The organism is Agrobacterium sp. MS2 (genome assembly GCF_003261015.1).
In the GTDB taxonomy this organism is placed as follows: domain Bacteria; phylum Pseudomonadota; class Alphaproteobacteria; order Rhizobiales; family Rhizobiaceae; genus Agrobacterium; species Agrobacterium pusense.
In genome coordinates this window covers 16,626-34,216 of sequence record NZ_QLNF01000072.1, presented here as the reverse complement: position 1 = coordinate 34,216, position 17,591 = coordinate 16,626, and the positions used below count along the sequence as shown (strand labels likewise).

The window sequence follows — 17,591 nt, the reverse complement described above, 5'->3', positions numbered from 1 at the left end:
ATGCTCTTCATGAAGAGGATGACGGGTCCACGTTAGAAAGTGAAATTCATGTCTACTTTCGTTCAGAAGCCCGCTGAGGTGGAGAAGAAGTGGGTCATCATCGACGCCGAAGGCCTCGTTGTTGGTCGCCTCGCCACCATCGTTGCAACCCGCCTGCGCGGCAAGCACAAGGCTACCTACACCCCCCACGTTGATGATGGCGACAACGTCATCGTTATCAATGCGGAAAAGGTTGCCCTCACCGGCAAGAAGTATTTCGACAAGAAGTACTACTGGCACACGGGTCACCCGGGTGGCATCAAGGAGCGTACGGCTCGCCAGATCATCGAAGGCCGCTTCCCGGAGCGCGTCGTTGAAAAGGCCGTCGAGCGCATGATCCCGCGCGGTCCGCTCGGCCGTCGTCAGATGAAGAACCTGCGCGTTTACGCCGGTTCCAACCACCCGCACGAAGCACAGCAGCCGGTCGTTCTCGACGTTGCCGCGCTCAACAAGAAGAACGTAAGGAGCGCCTGATAATGGCCGATCTTTCCTCTCTGAAAGACCTCGCCCCGGCTTCGGAAGCTTCGGCTCCCGTGCATGTCCGCAAGGTTGATACCCTCGGCCGCTCCTACGCGACCGGCAAGCGCAAGAACGCCGTAGCCCGCGTATGGGTCAAGGCCGGTTCTGGCAAGATCATCATCAACGGCCGCGATTTCACTACGTATTTCGCACGTCCGGTTCTGCAGATGATCCTCCAGCAGCCGATCGTTGCCGCTGCCCGCACGGGTCAGTTCGACATCATCGCTACCGTTGCCGGTGGTGGTCTGTCCGGTCAGGCCGGCGCCGTTCGTCACGGTCTGTCCAAGGCCCTCACCTACTTCGAACCGGGCCTGCGCTCCGTTCTGAAGAAGGGTGGCTTCCTGACCCGCGACAGCCGCGTTGTCGAGCGTAAGAAGTACGGCAAGGCCAAGGCCCGCCGTTCGTTCCAGTTCTCGAAGCGCTAATCGCTTCCAGGAACGGTTCGTTCAGAACTTCGAAAGGCGGGGCTTCGGCTCCGCCTTTTTTCATGGCCTCCTCCCTTGTTTTTTCATCAGGAAGACAGCAACCTCGGCGCAAATCGCAATGGGGTGATCAATGCCGGCCAAAACCATCGACCATGCCTTCACCGCAATGTCCCTGACATCGGCTGCCACGGACCCGACCCATGCCGGTGTCCTCTCCTTCATGCGGCGCAAATATACCAAGAACCTCAAAGGCGTTTCGACTGCCGTGTGGGGTATTCCCTTCGACGCGGCGACCTCCAACCGTCCCGGCGCACGTTTCGGGCCCCAGGCGATCCGCCGCGCTTCGGCGATTTTCGATAATGATCCGCAATATCCTTTCGCGCGCGATCTCTTCGTCCATATGCCGACCATTGATTATGGCGACTGCCTGCTTGACTACGGCAACCACTGGAAAACGCCTGACACGATCGAAAAGGAAGCACGCAGGATCATCTCCAAGACGGATTACCTGCTGACGCTTGGCGGCGATCATTTCATCACCTGGCCATTGCTGAAAGCGCATGTGGCCAAGCACGGCCCACTCGCGCTGGTGCAGTTCGACGCGCATCAGGATACATGGTTCGACGATGGCAAGCGCATCGACCACGGCTCCTTCGTGGCCCGCGCCGTGCGCGACGGGCTGATCGATGCCGACCGCTCGATCCAGATCGGCATCCGCACCCACGCGCCTGACGATTTCGGCATCCGCATTCTTCACGGTTACGAGGTGGAGGACATGCGGGCCAGCGATATCGCGTCGCTGATCGTCAAGCACACGGGCGGTATGCCCACCTATCTCACCTTCGATATCGATTGCCTCGATCCCGCCTTCGCGCCGGGAACCGGCACACCCGTCGCCGGTGGGCCGACCAGCGCGAAAATTCTCTCCGTTTTGCGTGGACTTGGCCAACTGGATATTCGCGGCTCCGACGTCGTGGAGGTGGCACCCGCCTACGACCATGCGGATATTACCGCCATTGCCGGAGCGACCGTTGCAATGTATATGCTTGGCCTGCGTGCCGAACGGCTGGTCAAGGCTGGCTGACAAAGATGACGGCGCTTGCCAAACTGATTCCGACTACCCTCGCAACCCTCTGAAAAGTCAGGACAAGGACATGACAGCGAAGATCTTCATCGATGGCGAACACGGCACCACGGGTCTGCAGATCCGCACGCGCCTTGCCGGTCGCCGCGATATCGAGCTGCTGTCCATTCCGGAAGCCGAGCGCCGCAATGCCGCGATGCGCGAGGATATGCTCAATAGCGCCGACATTTCGATCCTCTGCCTGCCGGACGACGCGTCCCGGGAAGCGGTTTCCATGGTAGCTGGCAACAATAATGTCCGCATCATAGATACCTCCACCGCTTATCGCGTTCATCAGGACTGGGCTTACGGTTTTGCCGAAATGGATAAGGACCAGGGCGAGAAGGTTCGCTCTGCCCGCCTCGTCGCCAATCCCGGCTGCTATCCGACCGGTGCGATCGCCCTTATTCGCCCGCTGCGGGCCGCTGGCCTCCTGCCGGACGGTTATCCTGTCAGCGTCAATGCGGTCTCCGGCTATACTGGCGGCGGCAAGCAGATGATTGCGCAAATGGAAGACCAGAGCCGCGACGACGCCATCAGTGCCAATAATTTCCTTTATGGCCTGACGCTCAAGCACAAGCATGTGCCTGAAATGACCATTCACGGCCAGCTTGACCGTGCGCCGCTGTTTTCGCCCTCCGTAGGTCGCTTCCCGCAGGGCATGATCGTCCAGGTGCCGCTGTTCGCCGCCGACCTTAAGGAAGGCACTGATATCGAAACGATCCATGCGGCACTCACCGCCCATTACGCTGGACAGGATATCGTCAGCGTCGTGCCTCTGGCCGAGAGCAAGGGGTTGGCGCGTATCGATGCCGAGGAATTGGCTGGCAAGGATACGATGAAGCTCTTCGTCTTCGGCACCGAGGGCGGCGAGCATATCAACCTCGTCGCGTTGCTCGACAATCTCGGCAAGGGTGCCTCCGGTGCTGCTGTGCAGAACATGGAACTGATGCTCTCTGCATGAGACGTTGCTCATGACCATGACCACGCCCTCTTTTCCGGCCTCGTGGAATATCGAGGCCGTAAAGCAGATTGCGGATACGCCTGCCGGGGCGGTCTACGAGCTTGTGCGCGATGACGGTTCCCTTGCGGTCGCCAAGGTTCTGAAGAAGAAAGTATTGACGGACAGCCTTCGCGGCGCGGATTTCATCGAATGGCGCGCCGGGATCGGCTGCGTGGAGTTGCTTGACCGCTCCGATGATATTCTTCTGATGGAACATGCCGGCACGGAGACCCTGCGCGACGTGCTGTTCCGCGACGGTGACGACGATTCCACCACGGAAATTGCAGCGGAGGTCCTGCTTCGATATCACCAGCCGTCCGAGCAGCCGCCGCCCTCAAGTCTGCTGACGCTGCCTCTCTATTTCGAAAGCCTGTTCCGCAAGGCCGAACAGGATCGTTCCGACGGGATCGACAGCGCCTATATCGAGGCTGCCACGCTTGCGCAGGAACTGATCGGCCAGCAGCGGGATATCAAGCCGCTGCATGGCGATCTGCACCATGAGAATATCATGCGCAGCGATCGCGGCTGGATCATCATCGATCCGGCTGGCCTGATCGGCGATGCGGCGCTCGATGTCGCCAACATGTTCTCCAATCCGCTCGACCGTTTTGACCTCACCCGCAGCGAAGCGCGCATCGCCTCCATGGCGGCGATTTTTGCGAAGGCTCTCCAACGGGACGAACGGCTATTGCTGCAATATGCCTTTGCCTATGGCTGCCTTTCTGCCGCGTGGCATGAAGAGGACGAAAATGCGGAAGAACGCGACAACGAACTCGCTGTCGCGGCAACCATTAAGGCCGTCCTGAAACAGTTCTGAGCGAGTTCAGTCCCTGACTTCAACCGAAACTGGCGGCGGATATTCTCCGATGAATCCGCGCCAGTGGGCAACCGCAAAACCGAGCACGACCAGCGCCATGCCCTGATGGGCGAGCGCGACATGAATATCCACATGCATGAGCAGCGTGGTTACTCCCAGCGCCGCCTGAATGCAGAGGAGCACGAAAAACAGCACCGCGCGGCGGGCGTGCGGCGTGCCGGGCAAAGCGCGCGCCATCGATACCATATGCCACAGCGTGGCGGCAAACAGCGTATAGGCGCCCAGGCGGTGAATGAACTGCACCGTCTTGGGGTTTTCGAAGAGGTTGATCCACCAGGGCTGCTGCAGGAAGAGATCGCCCGGCACCAGCGAACCATCCATCAGCGGCCACGTATTATAGGACAGGCCGGCATTCAACCCCGCCACCAATGCGCCGAGATAGATCTGGAAGAGACAGAGCACCGTCAACAGCGCGGCAAAGCCCCTGCCCGTCTTTTCGTCGGTGGCCTCGGGGGAATGATGGGACAGGCCGCGCAAAATCCACATGCAGCCCGCAAAGATGAGGCAGGCGATGGTCAGATGTGTGGCAAGACGATATTGCGAGACATCCGTGCGGTTGACGAGGCCCGAAGAGACCATCCACCAGCCGATGAAGCCCTGGAAGCCGCCAAGCGCCAGTAGACCGACCAGTGGCAGCCGGAGGCGCTTTTCGACGCGGCCTGTCAGCCAGAAGAAGGCGAGCGGCAAAGCGAAGATGAGGCCGATGGCGCGGGCAAGCAGGCGATGCGCCCATTCCCACCAGAAGATCGTCTTGAACTCGTCGAGCGACATGCCCTTGTTGATTTCCTGATATTGCGGAATGCGCTTGTAGAGCTGGAACTCCTCTTCCCATTCCGCAACAGAAAGCGGCGGTATCGCGCCATGGATCGGTTTCCATTCGGTAATCGACAGGCCGGATTCGGTCAGGCGGGTTGCGCCACCAACGAGCACCAGACAGAAGAGTGTGAAAAGCACGAGGCGCAGCCAGACGCGCAGCAGGCGGCGGTCCTTTTCCTGCTTCTGCAGGGCAGCCTGCACCACCATTTCCGCGGAACCATTGGCCATCGTCATGCCGCTCGAACTCATCTTTCAGTCTCCTTCATACAGCCATGTTGATTAGCCCCAACCGGCACCACAAAACAAGGCCTTAGGGTTTGCGGCATCCGGTCGCGGCGCTATAGTCATGCACCTGTTCAATTACGGAAGATTTCATGCACCCTCGCCTCAGATCGCTTATCGGCACCATCGTCATCATCTGCCTCGTCGTCGTTTACGCCGTGGTGGCGACGGCCATTGCATCGGCGGCGCTGGCGCAATCGCCCTGGTGGGTGCATCTCGCTTATTTCGTGCTGACAGGAATTTTGTGGATTTTGCCGGCGATGCTGATCATCAAATGGATGGCCGGGCCAAAAAAACAGGGCTAATGCGGGACCATCGCGTGACACCTTAAGGTCGCAATTTTATAAACCGATTGTTTGCCGCTCAAAGATATAGTCCGACCGAAACAACCGGAGAGAGTGGATGGCGGCTGAGGGGCCGGTCTTTACCAGCGACGAGCAAGCGCCGACCGCCGTGCAAAACGAGCGGCGGGGCGCTGACCGTCTGTCGGTCGATCTCGTCGATGACGCTTCCACCATCCATAGCGATTGGAAGCGGCTGGAAAACGATCCGCTCAACTCCCTGCATCAGGGTTTTGGGTGGTGCTCCATCTGGGCAAAAACGCAGGACAGCGCGCTCCTGACGCTTCGCGGCCGGCAGGGCGGCAAGACGATTTTCCTGCTTCCGCTTGAAATCGTGCTGGAGGGCGGCATTCGCAAGGCGCGTTTCCCCGGCGGCCGTTTCAACAATATCAATACCGGGCTTTTCGACCCCTCCTTTGCCGCACAGGCCGGAGAGGAAATCGCGGCGGCGATTGCCCGCGAGGCGCGGAAGCTGCTGCATGGCCGGGCCGATATTCTGGCTTTGCAGAACATACCGCTGAAGTGGCGCTGCAGGACCAACCCCCTGTCGCATCTAGCTTCGGTCGAAAACCAGAATCCGGCCTTCCAGCTTCCGTTGCTCGAAAGTTTCGAGGCCACGCTCCGGCAGGTCAATGCCAAGAGACGGCGGAAGAAATTCCGGATCCAGAGCCGGAGAGCCGAGGAAATGGGCGGTTACAGCCATGTGATCGCGCATTCGCCACAGGAAAGATGTGAATTGTTGCAGGCCTTCTTCCGGCAGAAAGCCGCCCGTTTTGCATCGCAGGGCATTCCGGATGTCTTTCGCGACCAATCGGTAAAAGATTTCTTTTACGACCTGGCCAATTTTCCCGAGACGGGCACAGACAGTCTGCTGGAGCTGCATGCCATTCGCCTGCACGGCGCGAACGAGGGCGTCATCGCCGCAATAGCCGGTCTTTCGCGCAAGCAGGACCACATCATCTGCCAGTTCGGTTCGATCGATGAATCCGTTTCAGAACTCAGCCCCGGAGAATTGCTGTTCTGGCTGATGATTGAAAGGGCGTGCCACCAAAGGGCTGCGATCTTCGATTTCGGGGTCGGCGACCAGCTCTACAAGCGCAGCTGGTGCCCGCTTTTCACCGTGCAGCACGATATATTCCTGCCGATAACGGTGAAAGGTCGCGTCGCCGCAGCAGCCTATGTCGCGATCGCCCGAACGAAAAGCCTGATCAAATCCAATCCGGCTCTCTATGCGCTCATTCAGCGTTTCCGCGCCGGCCGGCCGACAGCAGCCTCGACAAGGGGTCTCGACTGAACAGCCGGTCAGGCCGCGCTCAGGTGGTCCGGCTTTCGCATGCCGGTCATCGGCAGAGCCTGCTCGTAGCCGTGAGCAACCAGTTCTCCGAGCGTTTTCTCCAGCATCTCCCCGTCCTTGCCTGGAACCGAGACGATGATTTCTGCCGGCAGATTGCGCAGCATTTTTTCGAGGCTCGAAATCTGCACCGCTCCACACTCCACAAGCACCGTGTCGTAAGCGTCGGAAAGCGCACCGAGGATCATCGTCAGGCGGTCCAGAGCACGCATCGCCTCGCGGGGCTGCGCATTGCCGCGTGGAACGATATGCGCATCTGACAGACGGTCGCCGTGAATGGTTTCACCGAAGGCGGCCGCTCCTGCCAGAAGGTCCATGACACCGGGAAGTCCGGCTTCGGGCGACATCAGCCGCGTCGGGCAGGCGGATGCCGTCATGTCGACGAGAACGACCGAACGCCCCATTTCAGACAATGCGCGCGCCAGCATGACGCTCGTGGTCGAACCGCTGTCACCGGCCGGAGATACAATGGCGGCGACGGGTTTGGCGAGCCGTGTGGACAGAATGCCCGCCACGGCGTCGATCGAAAAGTCACTGGCGGCATCGGCATCCTCATCCACCACCGCCTCTTTCGCAGCCGCGACATCTTCTGCCGCCAATGCCGGCGGCATGGCTGTGGCTGCGGGCGGCTCACGCCGTTTCTCTTCTACGGCGACGGGCTGTTGTGCCGCAACCGGCATGGCGCGGACGCCCGGCGCCACATTTTCAGCAGGTGCCGACGCCGGCTGCTCGGGCGCATCCGTCGTCTCATCCGCTTCAACCGGCCCGCGTGCAGGTGGTGGCGGATCGGAAAGCGGTGGAACCTGACTTCTTCCGACCGGTTTCAGCGCCCTACCCGTAAAGAGTTCCACCAGCATGACGACAATGCAGGACAGCAGAAATGCTGCGAGCGTGACAACGATGGTGATGGCACCGGTTTTCGGGAAATAGGGTTCGCGTGGCTCAACTGCCGTCGAAATCACACGCGCATCGGCCGGCGTGGAATCCGCAGAGCCAGCCCTCGACGTCGCCTCGCGATAGCGGGCGAGATAGGTTTCCAGAAGCTGCCTCTGCGCGGATGCTTCCCGCTCCAGGTCGTTAAGGCCCACCTGCTGCTCACCGGCACGCACGCTTTCCGATTTCAGCACGTTCAGTTGCTGCACCAGTTGCCGCTCCCGAAGGCGTGAGACATTGGCCTCATTTTCGAGACTTGCCAGCACCTTGCGGGTTTCTTCCTGAATTTGCCTTTCGATACCATCGAGCTGGTTGCGCAGCGCCCTTATGCGGGGGTGGCCTTCCAGCAGCGAAGACGAAAGATCGGAAATCTGGCTGCGGATGTTGGTTTCGTTTTCCTTCAGCCTCTGGATGGTGGGAGAAGCGACGACATCGGGAAAGGTATCGAGAGGACGACCGCTGGCAAGCGCGTTGCGCACGCCTTCTGCGCGCGCCTCCGCATTGGCGCGCTCGCCGCGGATACGGCCGAGTTCCGTGGAGATGTCGCTCAGCTGACGTGTGGCGAGCGTTTCGCCCTGCCCGGCCGACAAAAGATCGGAGGAGGCACGATAATCCGCGACCTTTTTGTCCGCCTCCCGCACCTTTTCACGCAGCGTGGCTATTTCCGGCTCAAGCCAGCGCGCTGCTTCCGTGCTGGTATCGAGCTTCGCGCCGCTTTGCAGCGCGAGGTAGGCCTTCATCATCTCGTTCGGGATGGCCGCAGCGAGCTTCGGGTCTTCTGAAGAAAACTCGACCGTGATGACACGAGAACTCTCGACCTGATAGACCTGCAATTTCTCGCGGAACGCCTTCAGAACCCGCTCTTCAGGCAGAACCTGGAGTGGATCCTTCTTGACGCCGACGGCAACCAGCAGGCTCGAAACCAGCGAAGGATGCGCCTCCGGATCGAATTCCTCGAGTTCATAGAGCTTCATGTCCCTGGCGACCTGCTTGATGAGGTCGACGGACTGCAGGATCTGCACCTGGCTGGATACTGTCAGTTCGTCCAGCACTGGCTCGGCCGGCGCGTTGGACTGCTGGGAAGCGCCAAAGGAAGCAGCACGGGATTCAATGAGCACGCGCGCCTCGCCCTTATAGGCGGGCGACATCATGCTGGAAACGACAAAGGCGGCGCCGCCGGCCAGCAGCGTTATGGCCGCGATTCTTCCCCGACGCCGCCATATGGCCGCGACGAGTTGCGCAAGATCAATATCCACATCCCTGTCGTCAATGCGATCGCCGTTCATACGGGCTCCGTAACCGAGATAAACCTCGGGCGCTCAAATAAAGATGGTCAATTTTCGCGAAGTTTAAGTCTTGCGGGTAACACAACCGTTAATCACCGAGACTCCGACGAAATAAAGCCGATATTACCGGGCCTGACGCTGCGCGTTTACCGTGCATTAACCCTAACAGAACGATAAGAATGATCAAAGTTCGACTCGGAGCCAGATGAGATGCCGCTCGCCGGATCACGACATGTCACCGCACTGACGTTTGCCGTTCTGACGGCCCTTTCCGGCTGTTCGGCCTATCAGCCTGCGCCGCGGTCATTCAATGAGGCCGCACTGCAACCCTATCACGTCGACAGCGGCGACAGACTGCGCATCAACGTGTTCGAACAGGCCGGGCTGACAAATACCTATACGGTCGATCAGGCGGGCTATGTCGCCTTCCCTCTCGTCGGCCAGGTGCCCGCGCGGGGCAAGACGCTGCCGCAGCTGGAAGCCGCGATCGCGGCCAAGCTTCGGCAGGGATATCTGCGCGATCCCGATGTCACGATCGAGATAGATCGTTATCGCCCCGTCTTCATCATGGGCGAAGTGGGCCGTCCTGGCCAATATTCCTATGTGCCGGGCATGACGGTGCAGAACGCCATCGCCATTGCCGGCGGCTTCAGCCCGCGCGCCAATCAGGCAGATGTCGACGTCACCCGCAAGATAAACGCGGAAGTGATGACGGGCCGGATCGGTATCACCGCACCCATTCTTGCGGGTGATACGGTCTATGTGCGTGAACGATTCTTCTGAAAGGGGCGCGGCGAACGTGTCGGACGACGGCCCTCCCCTGCGCATCATTCACTGTTTTCGTTCGCCGGTGGGCGGCGTTTTCCGCCATGTGCGTGATCTTATCGAAGAACATGTCAGGCAGGGCCACAAGGTTGGCATCGTCTGCGACAGTTCCACCGGCGGTGCGCATGAGGAGAGGCTTTTCGCGCAGATTGCGCCGCTGCTGGAGCTCGGCCTGACGCGCCTGCCCATCCGGCGCTCCATTACCCCGGGCGACCTGCTGGCGCTTTGGAAATCCTACAAACACATCAAAAGTTTGCGGCCGGACATTCTGCACGGGCACAGCGCCAAGGGTGGCGCTTTGGCCCGGCTGATCGGCTCATTGCTGCGGGCGAACAGGTATCGCGTAGCCCGCCTCTATTCACCGCACGGCGGAAGCCTGCATTATGCCCGCAACACCCTGAAAGGACAGCTCTTCCTGCGGCTGGAGCGGTTTCAGGAACGGTTCACCGATGCGCTCTGTTTCGTCTGCAAGTTCGAGCAGGCGGCCTATGAAGCCAAGGTTGGCAAACCGCGCACCCGTACCGCGATGATCTATAACGGCGTACAGGAAAACGAGTTCGAACCCGTCCCCGCGCAAGAGGGCGCGGCGCATTTCCTCTATATCGGCATGCTCCGTGACCTTAAGGGGCCTGACCTCTTCATCAAGGCCTTCGCGGAAATGGAGCGCGGCATCGGCCGGCCGATGTCCGGTGTCATCGTCGGCGATGGGCCGGACAGGGACAAATACGCGGCGATGATCGACAAGGCCGGTCTTTCCCGGCGCATTTCCATGCATGCCGCCATGCCCGCCAGACAGGCCTTCGCCCTGGCCACGACGGTGGTAGTCCCCTCTCGCGCGGAGGCCATGCCCTATATCGTGCTGGAGGCACTTGCAGCGGGAAAAACGGTCATCGCCTCCGATGTCGGCGGGATTCCCGAAGTCTTGGGAGAAGAAAGCGACGCGCTCGTCCCGGCCGGCGACGTCGAGGCGCTGGCGAGGGCCATGGCCAGGGATGCCGAAGATGCCGGTTGGGCGAAACGGATCATGCCCCACCCCGACAGCTTCAGGGCGAAGTTTTCGACGCCGGTCATGGCGGATGACATGATGAAGCTCTATCGCGACCTGCTGTTGCTCTAAAATCATTTCAAAAACACGATTTTTGATTGTATATTCCGTCATCCTCAAGAAACCCATCATAAACGTTTCTTAGCATGTTTCGGCTAGTTTCCAGATCGTGGAGCGCCGTGCGTCCGTCCGGATGCATCAGGCCCGCTCCACCACTTTGAAGTTGCGTATCGTCCGGTCGGAAATCGATGCCGATTTTCGCGCCGATGCGCTGGAGGGTGCGGACCAGGCAATGACCAAGGCTGACAAGGATAGACTGCAATTCGATCTGGCGTCGTTGCGCAAACAGATTTCCGAGCAAGAGGCCAACGGGCCTTCGACATCGGAAGCCGTCGTTCTCAACCCCCTCGCACGGCAGATTGCCAACCAGCTTCGCGGCGGCAATCACTCCCCGAACATGGTGATAGGCCAGTTGCGGCTTCTGGAATTCACCATGCTCGTAGTGATCGCCGCCATCATCAACGGCGTCGCCGCCGATCGGGGTATTGAGACCTTCTTGGCGGTTTTTGGCGGCGGCGTACTGGGGGCCGCGCTCTGCGTCTTTCTTCTTCAGGCCGGCGACTGTTATCAGTTGCCGACGCTACGCACGCCACTGTCGATGTTCGCTCGCATTCAGGGCGCGGTCTGCCTGTCCTTCGTTGGCACAGCCTGTTTCCTTCTGCTCTTTTTTCCCGATGCGCTGCATTCCTGGCAAGCCTTCGGCATCTGGTATGCAATTGCCGCGATCGCCATTTTCACCGGAAGACTGATCCTTGGCTTCGCCATCCGCCACTGGGGCCGCAATGGCGTCATGGAACGCCGGGCGGTCATCGTCGGCGGTGGTGATGCTGCCAAGGATCTCATTCGCTCGCTCGAGCAGCAATCCGACAACGACATCCGCATCTGCGGCATTTTCGATGACCGGCAAAGCGCGCGCTCTCCCGACGTCGTCGCGGGTTATCCCAAGCTCGGCACTTTCGCCGAACTGGTGGAATTCGCCCGCCTGACCAAACTGGATATGCTGATCATTGCCCTGCCGTTAAGCGCCGAGGCACGCATTCTCCAGCTTTTGCGCAAGCTTTGGGTGCTCCCGGTCGATATCCGCATTGCGGCGCATGCCAACAAGCTGCGCTTTCGCCCGCGTGCCTATTCCCACGTCGGCAAGGTGCCGATGCTTGACGTTTTCGACAAACCGATCCGGGACTGGGATTCCGTCGCGAAGCGGCTGTTCGACATCACCTTCAGCCTCATCGGTATCGCCCTTCTGTGGCCGGTCATGGTGGGCGCGGCAATCGCCGTCAAAACGACGTCCAAGGGGCCTATCCTCTTCAAGCAGAAGCGCCATGGCTTCAACAATGAAACCATCAACGTCTGGAAGTTCCGGTCCATGTATACGGAACTCAGCGATCCGACCGCAAAAAAGGCCGTCACCAAGAACGATCCGCGCGTAACGCCCGTTGGCCGCTTTCTGCGCAAGTCCTCGATGGACGAGCTGCCGCAGCTTTTCAACGTTCTTCATGGCGACCTGTCGCTGGTCGGGCCCCGCCCGCACGCGGTTCATGCCCAGACCGGCGACCTGAAATATACCGAAGTGGTGGAGCATTATTTCGCAAGACACAAGGTCAAGCCCGGCGTAACCGGTTGGGCCCAGATCAATGGCTGGCGCGGAGAAATCGACCATGGCGACAAGATCAAGTTCCGCACCGAATATGATCTCTATTACATCGAGAACTGGTCGCTGTTTCTCGATCTCAAGATTCTGTTCCTGACGCCGATCCGGCTGCTCAAATCGGAAAACGCCTATTGACCCACACCGGTTATCAGCACGCCCCGGATTTCGATGCGCCTTTGGCTGCCATGCGGCTCATCGGTTCGTTCTTCATTGCCTTCGGCGTGTTTCTTTCCGGCTTCGTTATCTCCGAGCCAGCGCCCTATGAGCTGATGATGGTCGGGCAAGTGGCCCTGTGGTTTCTGCTTGGCCTGCGACTTTCACGCACCGTCGTCCTGCTGCTGTGCCTGTTGCTCGCCTTCAATATCGGCGGATATCTCTCGCTCACCACCATGGCCGACCTGGATGAGGGGCCGCTTTATCTCGCCGTTTCGACATTTCTGGCGCTGACTTCGGTGTTTTACGCGGCAATCATCGAGGACCGATACCAGCGGCTGCTTTTGATTTTCCGGGCGTGGCTGGCGGCGGCGGTGATCACCTCCCTGCTCGGCATCATCGGCTATTTTCACGCCATTCCGGGCTTCGAAGTCTTCACCCTTTACGATCGCGCCAAAGGCGCCTTTCAGGATCCGAACGTCTTCGGTCCCTTTCTGGTGACACCATCGCTTTATCTCATCTACGGCCTGCTGACCGGCAAGACGATGCACGCACCCTGGCGAATCCTCGGCCTGCTGATCCTGTCGCTTGGCGTGTTCCTGTCGTTTTCGCGTGCGGCCTGGGGGCTGTTTCTGTTTGCCACCGTACTGCTCGTCTTCGTCATGATGCTGAAGGAACGTACGGCGGCGTTTCGCCTGAAAATCCTCGTGCTGTTTCTCATCGCCGCCGGACTGATGGTAGCGGCTGTCCTCATCGCGCTCCAGTTCAAACAGGTGGCCGATTTGTTCTCCAGCCGCGCCTCGGCCGTGCAATCTTATGATGGCGGCCATCTGGGACGGTTCGCCCGCCATTATCTCGGTTTCCTGCTGGCGATGGAACATCCGCTCGGTATCGGCCCGATGGTGTTCGACAATATCTTTCCAGCAGCCGAGCACAATATCTGGCTGAAAAGCCTGACGACACATGGCTGGTTCGGCTTCGTCATCTATCTCGTCCTGATCTGCTGGACCATCGCCGCCGGTTTCAGACATCTCTTGCGCCCGCGCCCGTGGCAGGCCTTCCTGATCATTTCGTGGGTGGCTTTTGTCGGGCATGTGATGATTGGTGCTGTCATCGATACCGACCACTGGCGACACTTCTTCCTGCTGCTCGGCATATTGTGGGGTTGCATGGCACTGGAAAAACGCGAAGGCCTGCGCCGGCGCGCGGTTGGCGCATAAACAGCTGACCTTACGGAACCTTCCACGATTTCATGCGTTTAGCCCCCGATTCTGATTGTCAAACGGGGAGACATCTCATGACGCAGACCAATAATCTCTATTTCATCATCGGCGCGCTGATTGTCGTCATCGCAGGCCTTGGCATTTACGTCTGGCATGAAGAAAGCAAGCCCAAGGGGATCGAGATGAATATCGGCCCGAATGGTGTTTCCGTTCAGGAAAACTGAGCCGCAAGCGTCGCGCAAAGTCCGACCATTAAACCGGGTGCGTTCCAGCTAAAAAACGGCCGGAACGCACCCGGTCTTCTTATGAAAGAGGACAAATGGCGGGAATCGCAGATTCACGCCGCGCCGGCCCGGTACGGATGATGCGTATCTGGTCCGATCATGGACATCCCGCGCAATGGTCTCCTCCATCGACCTTTCCACACGTCTCACCGCCACCAAACTGGCCCTCAAGGCCATCAGGGAACAGGAAGACAACTCCGCCGCGACTTCCACATCATCACGGACGACGCTGCTCAATTCCTATGGCATCGACACCACCACCTCCACCTCTTCCAGCAATACGCGGCTGACGCAGCTTCTGGCGCAATATGCACGAACCTCGGGCAATGAGGCGGAGAGCGGTGATACGGACAAGACGGCCGCTTCCGGGGACATCACCCAGGCGGACTTCATGAAGGATCTGAAAGCGACGCTCGAAGAACTGTCCGGGGATCCCGCCAAGGCGGCGCAGGCCAAGTCGATGCTGGAAGCATTGGCTGCCGGCACGCTGACGGTGTCCGACCCGGCGGACGGCGTAAAGATCAAAGCGTGGGATGTGACAGACGACCCCAAGACCGCCTCGAAACCCGCCACAGCGATCGCAACGGCGGGCTGGAGCGACTTCCTGAAGGATCATCTGAAACGCGATGGAGCGGCCTATGCAAAGGGCGCCAACGGGGCTTATATCGATGGCATTTCCGGCGACAACGCGTTTTTTGGCAGTGTCGGCAGCCGTTATTATTATCTCACCTGGCCGCAGGCTAAGGACGGCACACTCACCGTTTGACAGCAACGGCTGACGCAGAAGCGCTGCGACATCGATGATGCCGCAGCGTTGCTTTTATCCGTTTCAGGCAACCGGTGTAGCAGGCTGATGGCTCCCGCCCGAAAGTGCTTTCTGTAGTTCGGCTTCCTGCTCCGGCGAGAGCGATGTTTTGATAACCCTGCCGCGCAGCCCTTCCAGTTCCGCCAGAACCTTTTCCGGCTGCACCTTTCGGATCAATACGAAAAGAGCCGACGACCCGTTTGGAATGGTCTCGCCCAGGGATTTGATGAAATCGTCATCGATGCCGTAATCCGTCAGCGAGCCCGCAAGCGCGCCCGTTCCCGCGCCAATGGCACCGCCGATCGCAAATCCCGCCAGCGGGTTGAGGAACAGCAGGCCGACGAGGCCGCCCCACAGGCCACCGGACAGAAATCCGGAACTTGCACCGATCGCTGTCAGGTTGACGCTCTGCTTCAGATGAACCTTGCCATTTTCATCGCGAACCACGACAACGGCATCTTCCAGATCGACCAGATACTCCTTCTTCAGGCTCGCAAGCTTCAGAAGGACCCGGTCGGCCTCTTCCGTTCCGTCAAAACCGACAACGACAAGTTCGGACATTGTTTGTCTCCCTGAGTTTCAATTCCGCTGCGAATGAACGTTAAAGATCGCGGCAGGTTCCGGCCATGATGAAAAGATGATGTGTCAGGTGTTTGACAGCCACGCAGCCGGCAAAACGCGGTGCTCCATTGATCCCATTCCCGCAGTCCACATCCTGTGTTCGTTTTTTTTAGAAAAGGCCATTTTCCGCTTGCGCCCTAACAGGCTTCTATATAAACGGCTTTCAGGTTCGGAGCGTAGCGCAGCCCGGTAGCGCACTTGACTGGGGGTCAAGGGGTCGTGGGTTCGAATCCCGCCGCTCCGACCATTAAATCAGATAGATAGCCAGTTCCCCCAGAGCTGGCTATATTTGTTTTAGCGCTCCAGTAGCGAGCGTTATGCGCAAGTTTCAAACATCCCGTTCGGGTGTGCATTTATTCAAGCCTTGAGAACGAAGTGTGCTGAGATGGCAAAAAAAACGAAAATAGAACACTCGGAATTTTCAGGCGAGTTTGAAGACGAGGGTATCACTGTCCTTGTTGACATCTACCGGCCCGCGGGCACCCAGCAAGACTGGACCCTGGAAGTTATCAGCGAGCACGACGATGTCACCACCTGGGACGAACCTTTCGCAACCGACAAAGACGCATGGGAAGAATTCCTGGCTACCTGCGAAAAAGACGGGATTCGCAGCTTTCTGGATAGCGAGGATCCTTCGGTCCATTAACCCATCGGGCGACGCCGCGCTTGGGTTGGGTTAAAGCTCCTGTAGGACCCCAGGCTCACCGGCCCATTTTGCTTAGGTGCTCACCGGCAAATTCTACAAAAAAAAGCGGGCGCGATATGCCGTCGCCCTCCGTAAAACGACGATGTGCATTGCCGTGTTGACTCTCTGCTAAAATTAGAACATTTAGTGAACAAAAGAGAGGTCACCTACCATGTCCGACGCTAAAAAGATCACTCCCATACGGCCTGACGACATAGCGGGATACGTCATCCAGTGTCATGACGGTGATGCAAGGGCGGCCGTCGAGGCGCTACTCGGCGAAATCGAGCATTTGCAGGAGCAGCTGTCCCTTGCTGTCGCCATCATGGGAAAAGGATATACGCGCGGGTGGACGCCGGACATGGAGCGCGATTAGAAATCGCCTTATCCACAGCTGGTCTCCGATACCCATGACGCGGTCAAGTCGAACAGATTCCACGCTCCGATAAAAGCTTCCCCTGCCGACAGAGAGCCGAAGCGCGGGTGGACAATTCACAGAAGCATTACAGCCAATGGCGCTTCAGAAACGGGGCGTTATCAGTTACTTCCCGACCGGTCGAAGCCTTGCTCAATATTCATTGGAAGCGATGGCAAAGTCGTCAGTGATCGGCATATCCTCCACATTTTCCCAGGTCCGGTCCATGGCATAGGTTTGCGAGAGATAGGGAATGCCGATGTGGCCATAGCGAACCGAGAGCTGACTTTCTGCTTCCTTTTCTCCAAGACGCGCGACGCGACTGAGATAAAGCGCGGTCGCGAGGCCCGTCCTGTCCGCACCCGCCTTACAATGAATGAGAATCGGTTTCGGCGCGTCGCGCATGATCGCGACCAGCTCGTTTACCTGGCTCATGTTGAGCTCCTGGCTCGCGGACATGCCAAAATCAATATGATTCAATCCGAGTTTGCGCGAGGTCTCGACCTCATCCCGGTACCACGCCTGGGATTCGTTTGACCCGCGCAGATTGATCACAGTCCTTATTCCGTGATCCTTGGTGTAGCGAACAAGTTGCTCGCTGCTCGGTTGGTTGGAGCGATAAAGCTGCCCGGCCATCACCTCGTGGAAGTTGCCGAGGAGTTGAATGGCATAGAGATATCCGCCTGCCGCAAGCACGACGAGGCCCATGCCCCCAAAGGAGCACTTCCAAAATCTTCGCATAATAAAACGGTTCCCTGATTGGACACGGGAACCGATACAGGTGGATTCTGACAGTAGGCTGAAAGTTATGCGACAGTATTGTAAGAGT

At 58.9% G+C, this 17,591-nt stretch carries 19 protein-coding genes and 1 tRNA gene; 16 read left to right on the top strand and 4 right to left on the bottom strand.

The features are described from left to right. Positions 1 to 48: 48 nt before the first annotated feature. The 5 genes from rplM to DOU54_RS19010 all read left to right on the top strand — a co-directional run bounded on the left by rplM (position 49) and on the right by DOU54_RS19010 (position 3,926). On the top strand, positions 49 to 513 hold the full coding sequence (rplM, locus tag DOU54_RS19030) for a 50S ribosomal protein L13 (protein WP_113381049.1): 465 nt from the start codon (positions 49 to 51) through the stop codon (positions 511 to 513). A 2-nt stretch (positions 514 to 515) separates the two neighbouring features. Beyond that, positions 516 to 983, top strand: a complete 468-nt coding sequence (rpsI, locus tag DOU54_RS19025) for a 30S ribosomal protein S9 (RefSeq protein ID WP_003521540.1) — start codon at positions 516 to 518, stop codon at positions 981 to 983. A gap of 130 nt (positions 984 to 1,113) precedes the next feature. Then, the gene (gene speB, locus DOU54_RS19020) at positions 1,114 to 2,067 is read left to right on the top strand and encodes an agmatinase (RefSeq protein WP_113381048.1); all 954 of its coding nucleotides are present in this window, start codon (positions 1,114 to 1,116) and stop codon (positions 2,065 to 2,067) included. Between the two features lie 70 nt (positions 2,068 to 2,137). Then, positions 2,138 to 3,070, top strand: a complete 933-nt coding sequence (gene argC / locus DOU54_RS19015; protein WP_004441284.1) for an N-acetyl-gamma-glutamyl-phosphate reductase — start codon at positions 2,138 to 2,140, stop codon at positions 3,068 to 3,070. 10 nt (positions 3,071 to 3,080) lie between these two features. Further along, a complete protein-coding gene (locus DOU54_RS19010) occupies positions 3,081 to 3,926 on the top strand; it encodes an aminoglycoside phosphotransferase family protein (RefSeq protein ID WP_113381047.1) in 846 nt (281 codons plus the stop codon). 6 nt (positions 3,927 to 3,932) lie between these two features. Here the strand turns inward: DOU54_RS19010 and DOU54_RS19005 are convergent, their stop codons facing one another. Next, the gene (locus DOU54_RS19005) at positions 3,933 to 5,036 is read right to left on the bottom strand and encodes a COX15/CtaA family protein (RefSeq protein ID WP_193603408.1); all 1,104 of its coding nucleotides are present in this window, start codon (positions 5,034 to 5,036) and stop codon (positions 3,933 to 3,935) included. Positions 5,037 to 5,176: 140 nt separating this feature from the next. Between DOU54_RS19005 and DOU54_RS19000 the strand changes: the two genes are divergently transcribed. Continuing rightward, on the top strand, positions 5,177 to 5,389 hold the full coding sequence (locus tag DOU54_RS19000) for a DUF2842 domain-containing protein (RefSeq protein ID WP_006697979.1): 213 nt from the start codon (positions 5,177 to 5,179) through the stop codon (positions 5,387 to 5,389). 97 nt (positions 5,390 to 5,486) lie between these two features. Beyond that, on the top strand, positions 5,487 to 6,719 hold the full coding sequence (gene uppA, locus DOU54_RS18995) for a polysaccharide biosynthesis GNAT family N-acetyltransferase UppA (RefSeq protein ID WP_113381045.1): 1,233 nt from the start codon (positions 5,487 to 5,489) through the stop codon (positions 6,717 to 6,719). 8 nt (positions 6,720 to 6,727) lie between these two features. On the opposite strand, the gene uppB is transcribed toward uppA, so the two are convergent. Next, positions 6,728 to 8,995 carry a polysaccharide biosynthesis protein UppB gene (gene uppB / locus DOU54_RS18990; protein ID WP_112554977.1) on the bottom strand — a complete coding sequence of 756 codons (2,268 nt, stop codon included), beginning with the start codon at positions 8,993 to 8,995 and terminating at the stop codon, positions 6,728 to 6,730. 210 nt (positions 8,996 to 9,205) lie between these two features. Between uppB and uppC the strand changes: the two genes are divergently transcribed. From uppC to DOU54_RS18960, 6 genes are all read left to right on the top strand, one after another. Continuing rightward, positions 9,206 to 9,778: a polysaccharide export protein UppC gene (gene uppC, locus DOU54_RS18985; protein ID WP_004441270.1), complete on the top strand. Its 573-nt coding sequence runs from the start codon at positions 9,206 to 9,208 to the stop codon at positions 9,776 to 9,778. A 16-nt stretch (positions 9,779 to 9,794) separates the two neighbouring features. Then, the gene (gene uppD / locus DOU54_RS18980; RefSeq protein WP_162749570.1) at positions 9,795 to 10,937 is read left to right on the top strand and encodes a polysaccharide biosynthesis type 4 glycosyltransferase UppD; all 1,143 of its coding nucleotides are present in this window, start codon (positions 9,795 to 9,797) and stop codon (positions 10,935 to 10,937) included. A 220-nt stretch (positions 10,938 to 11,157) separates the two neighbouring features. After that, entirely contained in the window at positions 11,158 to 12,711 is a 1,554-nt protein-coding gene (gene uppE / locus DOU54_RS18975; RefSeq protein ID WP_004441267.1) for a polysaccharide biosynthesis glycosyltransferase UppE, read from the top strand. Continuing rightward, positions 12,708 to 13,949, top strand: coding sequence for a polysaccharide biosynthesis O-antigen ligase family protein UppF (gene uppF / locus DOU54_RS18970; protein ID WP_004441266.1), 1,242 nt, complete (start codon positions 12,708 to 12,710; stop codon positions 13,947 to 13,949). Before uppE ends, uppF begins: the two co-directional genes overlap by 4 nt. Before the next feature lie 77 nt (positions 13,950 to 14,026). Then, entirely contained in the window at positions 14,027 to 14,176 is a 150-nt protein-coding gene (locus DOU54_RS18965; RefSeq protein WP_004441264.1) for a hypothetical protein, read from the top strand. A gap of 175 nt (positions 14,177 to 14,351) precedes the next feature. Then, entirely contained in the window at positions 14,352 to 15,002 is a 651-nt protein-coding gene (locus DOU54_RS18960; protein WP_004441261.1) for a hypothetical protein, read from the top strand. 63 nt (positions 15,003 to 15,065) lie between these two features. On the opposite strand, the gene DOU54_RS18955 is transcribed toward DOU54_RS18960, so the two are convergent. Continuing rightward, entirely contained in the window at positions 15,066 to 15,602 is a 537-nt protein-coding gene (locus DOU54_RS18955) for a DUF1269 domain-containing protein (protein WP_004441259.1), read from the bottom strand. 230 nt (positions 15,603 to 15,832) lie between these two features. Here DOU54_RS18955 and DOU54_RS18950 point away from each other — a divergent pair. The 3 genes from DOU54_RS18950 (at position 15,833) to DOU54_RS18940 (ending at position 16,723) form a co-directional block, all read left to right on the top strand. Continuing rightward, a tRNA-Pro gene (locus DOU54_RS18950) sits at positions 15,833 to 15,909 on the top strand. Positions 15,910 to 16,047: 138 nt separating this feature from the next. Beyond that, on the top strand, positions 16,048 to 16,308 hold the full coding sequence (locus tag DOU54_RS18945) for a hypothetical protein (RefSeq protein ID WP_037089037.1): 261 nt from the start codon (positions 16,048 to 16,050) through the stop codon (positions 16,306 to 16,308). A 211-nt stretch (positions 16,309 to 16,519) separates the two neighbouring features. Beyond that, entirely contained in the window at positions 16,520 to 16,723 is a 204-nt protein-coding gene (locus DOU54_RS18940; RefSeq protein ID WP_004441254.1) for a hypothetical protein, read from the top strand. A gap of 192 nt (positions 16,724 to 16,915) precedes the next feature. On the opposite strand, the gene DOU54_RS18935 is transcribed toward DOU54_RS18940, so the two are convergent. Then, positions 16,916 to 17,470: a dual specificity protein phosphatase family protein gene (locus DOU54_RS18935; RefSeq protein WP_006697968.1), complete on the bottom strand. Its 555-nt coding sequence runs from the start codon at positions 17,468 to 17,470 to the stop codon at positions 16,916 to 16,918. Positions 17,471 to 17,591: the final 121 nt, after the last annotated feature.

What these genes read in the sequence shown, in the direction of transcription:
- DOU54_RS18940 (WP_004441254.1), top strand. Translation starts at nt 16,520, where the DNA reads ATGTCCGACGCTAAAAAGATCACTCCCATACGGCCTGACGACATAGCG.
- uppC (WP_004441270.1), top strand. Translation starts at nt 9,206, where the DNA reads ATGCCGCTCGCCGGATCACGACATGTCACCGCACTGACGTTTGCCGTT.
- uppB (WP_112554977.1), bottom strand. Translation starts at nt 8,995, where the DNA reads ATGAACGGCGATCGCATTGACGACAGGGATGTGGATATTGATCTTGCG.
- speB (WP_113381048.1), top strand. Translation starts at nt 1,114, where the DNA reads ATGCCGGCCAAAACCATCGACCATGCCTTCACCGCAATGTCCCTGACA.
- DOU54_RS19010 (WP_113381047.1), top strand. Translation starts at nt 3,081, where the DNA reads ATGACCATGACCACGCCCTCTTTTCCGGCCTCGTGGAATATCGAGGCC.
- DOU54_RS18955 (WP_004441259.1), bottom strand. Translation starts at nt 15,602, where the DNA reads ATGTCCGAACTTGTCGTTGTCGGTTTTGACGGAACGGAAGAGGCCGAC.
- DOU54_RS18935 (WP_006697968.1), bottom strand. Translation starts at nt 17,470, where the DNA reads ATGGGCCTCGTCGTGCTTGCGGCAGGCGGATATCTCTATGCCATTCAA.
- DOU54_RS19005 (WP_193603408.1), bottom strand. Translation starts at nt 5,036, where the DNA reads ATGACGATGGCCAATGGTTCCGCGGAAATGGTGGTGCAGGCTGCCCTG.
- argC (WP_004441284.1), top strand. Translation starts at nt 2,138, where the DNA reads ATGACAGCGAAGATCTTCATCGATGGCGAACACGGCACCACGGGTCTG.
- rpsI (WP_003521540.1), top strand. Translation starts at nt 516, where the DNA reads ATGGCCGATCTTTCCTCTCTGAAAGACCTCGCCCCGGCTTCGGAAGCT.
- uppA (WP_113381045.1), top strand. Translation starts at nt 5,487, where the DNA reads ATGGCGGCTGAGGGGCCGGTCTTTACCAGCGACGAGCAAGCGCCGACC.
- DOU54_RS18960 (WP_004441261.1), top strand. Translation starts at nt 14,352, where the DNA reads ATGGTCTCCTCCATCGACCTTTCCACACGTCTCACCGCCACCAAACTG.
- DOU54_RS19000 (WP_006697979.1), top strand. Translation starts at nt 5,177, where the DNA reads ATGCACCCTCGCCTCAGATCGCTTATCGGCACCATCGTCATCATCTGC.
- DOU54_RS18945 (WP_037089037.1), top strand. Translation starts at nt 16,048, where the DNA reads ATGGCAAAAAAAACGAAAATAGAACACTCGGAATTTTCAGGCGAGTTT.
- DOU54_RS18965 (WP_004441264.1), top strand. Translation starts at nt 14,027, where the DNA reads ATGACGCAGACCAATAATCTCTATTTCATCATCGGCGCGCTGATTGTC.
- rplM (WP_113381049.1), top strand. Translation starts at nt 49, where the DNA reads ATGTCTACTTTCGTTCAGAAGCCCGCTGAGGTGGAGAAGAAGTGGGTC.
- uppE (WP_004441267.1), top strand. Translation starts at nt 11,158, where the DNA reads ATGACCAAGGCTGACAAGGATAGACTGCAATTCGATCTGGCGTCGTTG.